The 7,715-nt window shown below is 46.4% G+C and carries 6 protein-coding genes; 5 read left to right on the top strand and 1 reads right to left on the bottom strand.

Annotation, left to right across the window (positions count from 1 at the left end):
- Together QUA07_RS29325 and QUA07_RS29320 are read left to right on the top strand one after the other, a co-directional pair.
- Nucleotides 1–1,106: calcium-binding protein (locus tag QUA07_RS29325; protein WP_333332621.1), on the top strand; the 1,106-nt coding region annotated here is incomplete at its 5' end.
- A 635-nt stretch (nt 1,107–1,741) separates the two neighbouring features.
- Nucleotides 1,742–4,249 carry a heavy metal translocating P-type ATPase gene (locus tag QUA07_RS29320; protein ID WP_333332619.1) on the top strand — a complete coding sequence of 836 codons (2,508 nt, stop codon included), beginning with the start codon at nt 1,742–1,744 and terminating at the stop codon, nt 4,247–4,249.
- A gap of 197 nt (nt 4,250–4,446) precedes the next feature.
- Here the strand turns inward: QUA07_RS29320 and QUA07_RS29315 are convergent, their stop codons facing one another.
- A complete protein-coding gene (locus QUA07_RS29315) occupies nt 4,447–4,794 on the bottom strand; it encodes a hypothetical protein (RefSeq protein ID WP_333066630.1) in 348 nt (115 codons plus the stop codon).
- Nucleotides 4,795–4,899: 105 nt separating this feature from the next.
- Between QUA07_RS29315 and tmk the strand changes: the two genes are divergently transcribed.
- The 3 genes from tmk (at nt 4,900) to msrA (ending at nt 7,430) form a co-directional block, all read left to right on the top strand.
- A complete protein-coding gene (tmk, locus tag QUA07_RS29310) occupies nt 4,900–5,568 on the top strand; it encodes a dTMP kinase (protein WP_333332614.1) in 669 nt (222 codons plus the stop codon).
- 386 nt (nt 5,569–5,954) lie between these two features.
- A complete protein-coding gene (locus QUA07_RS29305) occupies nt 5,955–6,917 on the top strand; it encodes a DNA polymerase III subunit delta' (protein ID WP_333332627.1) in 963 nt (320 codons plus the stop codon).
- Nucleotides 6,918–6,944: 27 nt separating this feature from the next.
- Nucleotides 6,945–7,430, top strand: a complete 486-nt coding sequence (gene msrA, locus QUA07_RS29300) for a peptide-methionine (S)-S-oxide reductase MsrA (RefSeq protein ID WP_445305923.1) — start codon at nt 6,945–6,947, stop codon at nt 7,428–7,430.
- Nucleotides 7,431–7,715 lie beyond the last annotated feature (285 nt).

Here is a 7,715-nt window from a genome sequence, read left to right as displayed (position 1 = left end):
CGACACCAGAGGTAACACCAACTCCCACGCCAATTTCGACACCAGAGGTAACACCAACTCCCACGCCAATTTCGACACCAGAGGTAACACCAACTCCCACGCCAATTTCGACAGCAACTCCTACACCAGAGGTAACATCAACTCCCACTCCAATTCCTATAACAACTCCTACACCTACACCGACACAGACGCCAATTCCTCTAGCAGATCCGACACCAATTCCTACAGCAACTCCTACCCCAGAGGTAACACCACCTCCCACACCTACACCAGCGGTAACGCCTGACTCAACTTGTTTTTGCGATCGCATTCCTCGCCCCGATCTCAATCAACCCAATGCCACCGATAATGTAATTAATGGCAATCCTAATATCCGAATAGGCACTAACCAAAATGATGCTTATTATGGCAACAATTCCTCTAGCTTTTTTGATGCTTTGCCAGGGGATGATAACTTATTTGCTGATGACGAAGGCGACACACTGAATGGCAATGAAGGTAATGATTTTATTGTCGGTGGTACTGGCAATGATTACCTCTTGGGTGGCAAAGATAATGATATTATTCTCGGTGGACAAGGGGAAGATGTAATTCGGGGAAATCAAGGGAATGATTCTCTGAATGGGCGAGAAGGAAATGACCTGATTTATGGCGATGCTGGTAATGATTTTATTCAGGGTGGCAAAGAAAATGATACCTTATACGGGGGCAAAGACAATGATATTCTACTGGGGGAACAAGCACAGGATTTATTGTTAGGACAAGAGGGAAATGATACCCTGTGTGGAGGCAGTGAGAATGATACACTCCTTGGAGGCAAAGGAAATGATATTTTGTCTGGGGTTGGTGGATTTGATAGTTTACTAGGGGGGGTAGGAAATGATATATTTGTCTTGTGTCCTGAAGTGGAATTTAATCTAATTGCAGATTTTACTAAGGGGGAAGATGCGATCGGATTGTCAGGAGGATTCACGTTTGAGCAGTTGCAGATTACACAGGGAAATGATGGAACATTGCTGACGATTAAGCAAAGTGGAAGAACACTTGCGAATCTTGTGGGTGTTAATGCTTCGCTAATTACTGCTCAAGATTTTCTCTTAGTTTAAGATAGCGAATTCTAAGGCTCGCGAATTAAATAATTTACACAAGGAAAGTGGGGTGTCCTGCCCGCCCTTTTTGGACGGGCGGGACGCCCATCCCACAATCACAATTAAAATGGTAAGTTATTTAATTCACGATCCTTAAGTTAGTAATTCATTAGACCTTTGGCAAAAATAATTAGGACGGGCAAGATGCCCATCCCACAAGAAAAAATAACTCTTGTGGGATGGGCCGGAGAGCCCGTCCCATCAATTGATGAAAAGGATTTTTGCAAGAGGTCTACTATCTAAAATTTGGAGATGTTCCAATTCCCCATTAAAACCCCAGAAATCATTTTCGGCTCCCCTCTCGTATTTTTGCCCGTATCATACCCTAATTCAGCAACGCCATTATATCAAGTAGGGAAACGGCACTGCCGTGTCCAAGGCGTGTCTTAGCATTAAACCCGCAGTCCCCGATTAATTTCAACCCCTGCCAAAATGCGGAATTAACCGCCTGCAACTAATAAGAATTAAAAAAAACTAACACTTTTGGAAGATGCCACAATATTTATCTATGATCAAAATATAGACATTTGTCTAAACAGGGCATTAAACCATTTCATAAGTGGCGAAATATTCTAATCAATACCAAAAAAACCATGCAATTTTTGCCCAAAACACTCCCCGAAATTCAACCTGAAATCCTACCAGTTAACGAATCACCGCCAGAACTTGTTACTTTCGATGTCGGCGGGATGAAATGTGCCGGCTGCGCTAAAGCTGTGGAACGCCAACTCATGCAGTATTCAGGCGTAATTTCAGCTTGCGTTAACTTGGCCGTAGAAGTCGCGACTGTTGAGTGTCAACCGGGGACTGTCGATGCAGAGGCTTTAGCGAAAAAGTTGACTGATAATGGATTTCCCTCTCAGTCTCGTTCTGGTGAAAATCAGCAGGAAGCAGAAGCGGCAACAATTGAACGGCGGGGGCAAGAAATTCGACAGCAAATCAAGCAATTGACGATCGCCCTAATCCTAATTATTCTATCCGGTTTAGGTCACGTACTCGGCACACAAGCCCCAATTCTCAGCAATATTTGGTTTCACTGGGGACTCGCCACCCTAGCTTTGGTGGTACCTGGCCGCCCGATTATCGTTGACGGGTGCCGCAGTTTGTGGCGAAATGCACCCAACATGAATACTTTGGTAGCTTTAGGCGCTGTCACAGCTTACACCGCTAGCAACGCGGCGCTGCTGTTTCCAAGGATGGGATGGGAGTGCTTTTTTGACGAACCGGTGATGCTTCTGGGCTTTATTTTGTTGGGCAAAACTCTCGAACAGCAAGCCAGACGCCGCGCTGCATCTGCTTTGCAAGCTTTAATCGCATTGCAACCGGCGAAAGCCCGCTTAGTTGATTTTAAACTTTCGACTTTAGATGTGCGATCGGAAGAATTGCCTTTAAACTCGACATCAGAGGTATACGATCCACAATACATTGAAATTCCTGCCGATCGCGTCCGAGTCGGAGAATGGCTGCAAGTTTTACCAGGGGAAAAAATTCCGGTAGACGGTGAAATTAGCGAAGGCAAAACAACGATAGATGAGTCGATGCTGACTGGCGAATCGATGCCGGTTTTGAAGCAACCAGGAGATACAGTTGCCGCCGGAACTATCAATAAATCCGGGGCAGTTGTGATGCGCGCAACTCGCACCGGTAAGGAAACAACTGTAGCTCAAATGGTGGCTTTGGTGCAGGCAGCCCAAACTCGCAAAGCGCCGATTCAAAATTTAGCTGATACTGTGGCGGGATATTTTGTCTATGGGGTAATGGCGATATCGGTTTTAACTTTCCTATTTTGGTATTTTGCCGGGACTCATATTTGGCCTTCTGTGCTTTTAGGACACGGGGCAATGGATATGGGACACGGGGCAATGAATATGGGAAATGAATTGCCTATTATCCATTATCAATCGCCTTTGCTCTTAAGTTTGAAATTGGCGATCGCAGTTTTAGTTATTGCTTGTCCTTGCGCTTTGGGACTGGCTACCCCAACTGCAATTTTAGTTGGTTCTGGCATCGGGGCGGAGCGCGGGCTTTTAATTCGCGGTGGTGATGTTTTAGAACGGGTGCATCAATTAGATACGGTGGTTTTTGACAAGACTGGCACTCTGACAACCGGAAATCTCACACTCACAGATTATTTGCCGGTTTTCCAGAATTTGGAGTGGGATTTGAACTCAGATATTCATGTTGGCAACAAACAAGATGTTTGTTCCACAATTGATGGAGTTTCTGGCACAGTTGACTCAAAACTGCTGCAAATTGCGGCGGCGGTGGAAAGGGGCGCTTGTCATCCCATCGCCGCAGCGATTTTGCAGGAAGCTCAACAGCAAGGTTTGCCGCTGCTAGCTGCTGAGGATTTCTGCACGGAACCGGGATTCGGGGTTTCGGCTTTGGTGGAGGGCCGGCGGGTGTTCGCAGGCAATGCTGAGTGGATGAAGCAGCAGGGGGTCGCTGTGGCGACGGAATTGTCGGAGTCTTTGCAAGGCAAAACGGCGGTTTACGTGGCTTCTGGGGGCGTTTTGCTGGGGGTAATCGGGCTAAAAGATACTCTGAGGCCGGATGCTAAGGCTGCGGTGGAACGTTTGCGGGGCATGGGATTGCGGGTGATGATGCTGACGGGGGATACGGCGTCTGCGGCGGCGGTGACGGCGCAGCAGCTAGGTTTGGCGGCGGCTGATGTTTTGGCCGAGGTGCGGCCGGAGGGGAAGGCGAGGGCGATCGCAAGTTTGCAAGCTCAAGGCTGTAAAGTGGCTGTGGTGGGGGATGGCATCAATGATGCGCCGGCTTTGGCTCAAGCTGATGTCGGTATCGGTTTGCACTGTGGCACTGATGTCGCTGTTGAGACTGCTCAAATTGTGTTGATGCGAAATGCTTTGATGGATGTTGTTGAGTCGATCGAGCTGGGGCGCGCTACTTTTAATAAGATTCGCCAAAATTTATTTTGGGCTTTTGGTTACAATACTCTGGGAATTCCCGTTGCAGCGGGTATCTTGCTGCCTGCAACCGGAATTCTACTCAGTCCTGCGGCGGCGGGAGCATTTATGGCGTTTAGTTCTGTTAGCGTTGTGACAAATTCTTTGTTTTTGCGTCGGGGATTTCGAGCTTAAATTTAGGGATGACAGATAAATGTCGGAGGTCATCGGTCATTAGTTAGTAATTAATGACTGATGACCTCATACCAAGAGGGAAACAAACCCCTCACACCAGGAGTCGAGAGCCAAGAAGTTTCCACGTTAGTTAGAACCCCCTGATTCATCTGTAGAGTCAAGCGAAAATCTCACACCTCAAATTGACTGACTGATGGCTACAGTGCCATACTTTCCAAAAGTCGCCAGTTATTGTTGTTCATAATTGAACGACTCACTAGCTCGAACATTTGACGGCAGTGGTTGTTGGTTTGCAGGGGCAGTTCTTCGTTTTTAATCACGAAGTTCATGCGAACCTCTGAGTCGCTGGCCGTGTTTTTCTCAATTAGGACTTCTGCGGTGACAAGTTTGGCAAGGGAAACTTGACCGGGAAGTTCGCGAGCCATGACGGAATCTCCTGTATTGTAGATAATATCAAGATTGCATGACTCTAAAATTTCAATCAGGGATTGACGGAGACGGTCGATCGGAACGGCAACGATAAAAAAACCAGTATAGCGAGCCATAGACAACTCCAGCCGTGAGGCATTTAGACTTTATTATCATACCGAACAGAGAACAGATGAACAGAACAATATGGATTTATTTTATTCAGGTGGAAAGTTAGGGCAATGAAGGGCAAACTTATCGTGTTTGAGGGGGTTGAAGGTGCCGGTAAAACTACGCAAATGCAGCGCTTGATACAGTTCCTGCAAGCAAGTTGCTTTCTGAGTGTCCGCTTGGTGGCTACTCGCGAACCGGGGGGTACTGAGCTGGGAAGGGGACTGCGACATTTGTTGCTGAAACAAGATGGGGGCGAATCTGTATCCGATCGAGCAGAATTACTCATGTACGCTGCCGATCGCGCTCAACACGTCGAAACTTTTCTCAAACCCGAGTTATCCAAGGGAACAATTGTTTTATGCGATCGCTTTACTGACTCTACGATTGCTTATCAGGGCTACGGCCGCGGTCTTAAGCTTAATTTAATTAAGCAGTTGAATGACATTGCCACCGGAGGCTTGGAAAGCGATCTGACTTTGTGGCTGGATATTAATGTGGAGGCGGGTTTGGCGCGGGTAAGGGCCCGGGGAGGGTGCGATCGGATCGAGCAAGCTGATTTGAAGTTTCACCGCCTTGTGCAGCAAGGTTTTGCGGAGTTAGCCGAGGCAAATAAATCTCGAATTGTCCGGATAAATGCCGATCGGCCTGAATATGAAGTCGCTCAGGAAATTCAAACTATTGTAACTCGCAGGTTAGAAGCTTGGGGATATTTAAATAATATCAATTCTGAAAAGTAAGCTTACATAGATAGCCAGAAACCGGGTTTTTTACGAAATATTTGCTAAAAATCCTCAAGTTCGAGGAAAAACCCGGTTTCTTCGTTGTAAGTAACTCACCATAGGGTAGCGAGCAGGGCAAAATTCTTGAATAGGTAGTCATTACATTCAGCGCCCCTGACAAGCGAATTTCAAAGGTGGTACCCGCCACGTGATTTATCCGTAGAATCAATCCCAAATCTCAAATCGAAAATCCTCAAGCCCCCGCATTTATCCGTGGGGTCAATCTAAAATCTAAAATCTAAAATCTAAAATCTAAAATCTAAAATCGATTGACGCACCCTACAATAACTTCCTTCTGTCAACTGTCAACTGTCAACTGTCAACTGTCAACTGTCAACTGTCACATGAATTATTTCACATCCTTAATCGGACAAGAGCGACCAGTAGAATTGCTAACACAAGCAGTCGAGCGAAACCGAATTGCTCCTGGTTATTTATTTGTCGGCTCTAACGGCATCGGCAAAAGTTTAGCTGCTCAATGTTTCATCGAGCTTTTATTCTCAGCCAATCTTCCCGAAACCAGACTCATAGCCTCGGTACAAAATCGCGTGCAGCAGCGAAATCATCCAGACTTACTTTGGGTAGAACCCACTTACATGAACCAAGGCAAACGGCTTACACCAAAGGAAGCAGAGGAAGCCGGTTTAAAGCGGAAAGCACCACCACAAATTCGTTTAGAACAAGTTCGAGAAATCGGTGATTTTCTCAGCCGACCGCCGCTAGAAGCTGCGCGTTCTGTCGTAGTTTTGGAACAAGCAGAAACAATGGGCGAGGGAGCCGCTAACGGCTTGTTGAAGACATTGGAAGAACCGGGAAAAGCAGCCCTAATCTTAATTGCTCCGACAGTGGAAGCTTTGCTGCCAACTTTGATTTCCCGTTGCCAAAAAATCCAGTTTTCTAGGCTGAATGGCGAAGCAATGGCACAAGTTTTGCAGCAAGCGGGATTCTCGCAGATTTTGGATCATTCCGAGGTACTGGGGATGGCTCAGGGTAGTCCTGGGGAGGCAATTGCTATTTGGCAGCAACTGCAATCAATACCCGAGGATTTGCTGCAAAAGGTGAAGCAGTTGCCTCAAAATCTGCGGTCTGCTTTGGAATTGGCCAAGGAAATTGATAAAACTTTAGATACTGAATCTCAGTTGTGGCTAATCGATTATTTACAACACTGTTACTGGCAGCAATTTTTGGCAGGGGGAATTAGTCGATCGCCCTTAGAACCCTTGGAGAAAGCACGACAATATTTGCTAAACTACGTACAGCCGCGATTAGTTTGGGAATGCACACTGATGGGAATATGTCAAGCATAATTTATTGCCAAGTTTGAACCCAATACGATGAGTAACACGATGGAAAAAGCCACATTTGCCGCCGGTTGTTTTTGGGGAGTTGAACACAAGTTTCGCGCCGTTGCGGGTGTCGTCTCAACGGCTGCGGGCTATACAGGAGGTCACTGGCCCAATCCTTGCTACCTCGATGTTTGCGCCAGAGTGACTGGTCACGCTGAATCTGTGCTGATAGAGTACGATCGATCGCAGGTGAGTTACGAAGCACTGCTAGATGTATTCTGGAACTGTCACGATCCTACCCAAATCAATCGCCAAGGCCCCGACAGAGGCGAACAGTACAGGTCTGTGATTTTTTATCACAATTCCGAACAAGAAAAAGCCGCTCGTCTCTCCAAAAACAAATGGCAAAGTTCCGGTAAATACGACAAAGATATTGCCACCGAAATCAAACCTGCTAGTGAATTTTATATGGCAGAGGATTACCACCAGCAATATATTGAGAAGAAGCGGCTTTCGTCAGAAGTTATTAGTTAACAAGTAGGCAGACGCGACAAAAAAATAAAATATCTTAGGGGCGGGTAAGGCAATAATATATACTAGCCACAGTTTATTATTAATGCAAAACTCGGCTTCCCCCACGCCATGTTTATTTCCACCTACTCAATAATAAATCATTAGTAATGAGATAGTGTTTGGTAGGATTAATCCCCCTGTGGTAAGCCGATGCGATGGGGATCGGCACGGGAGCGTGTCACTTTTGCGATGAGTATAAATACTCAGAAATACTAGGGCAGAGGTTTTGAGCTATTGTTGGGCAAA

This window comes from Microcoleus sp. T3_A4 (genome assembly GCF_036700465.1).
Taxonomy (GTDB): domain Bacteria; phylum Cyanobacteriota; class Cyanobacteriia; order Cyanobacteriales; family Microcoleaceae; genus Microcoleus.
Note: the sequence above shows the minus strand (reverse complement) of the source record. Positions and strands in the feature narration are given on the sequence as shown.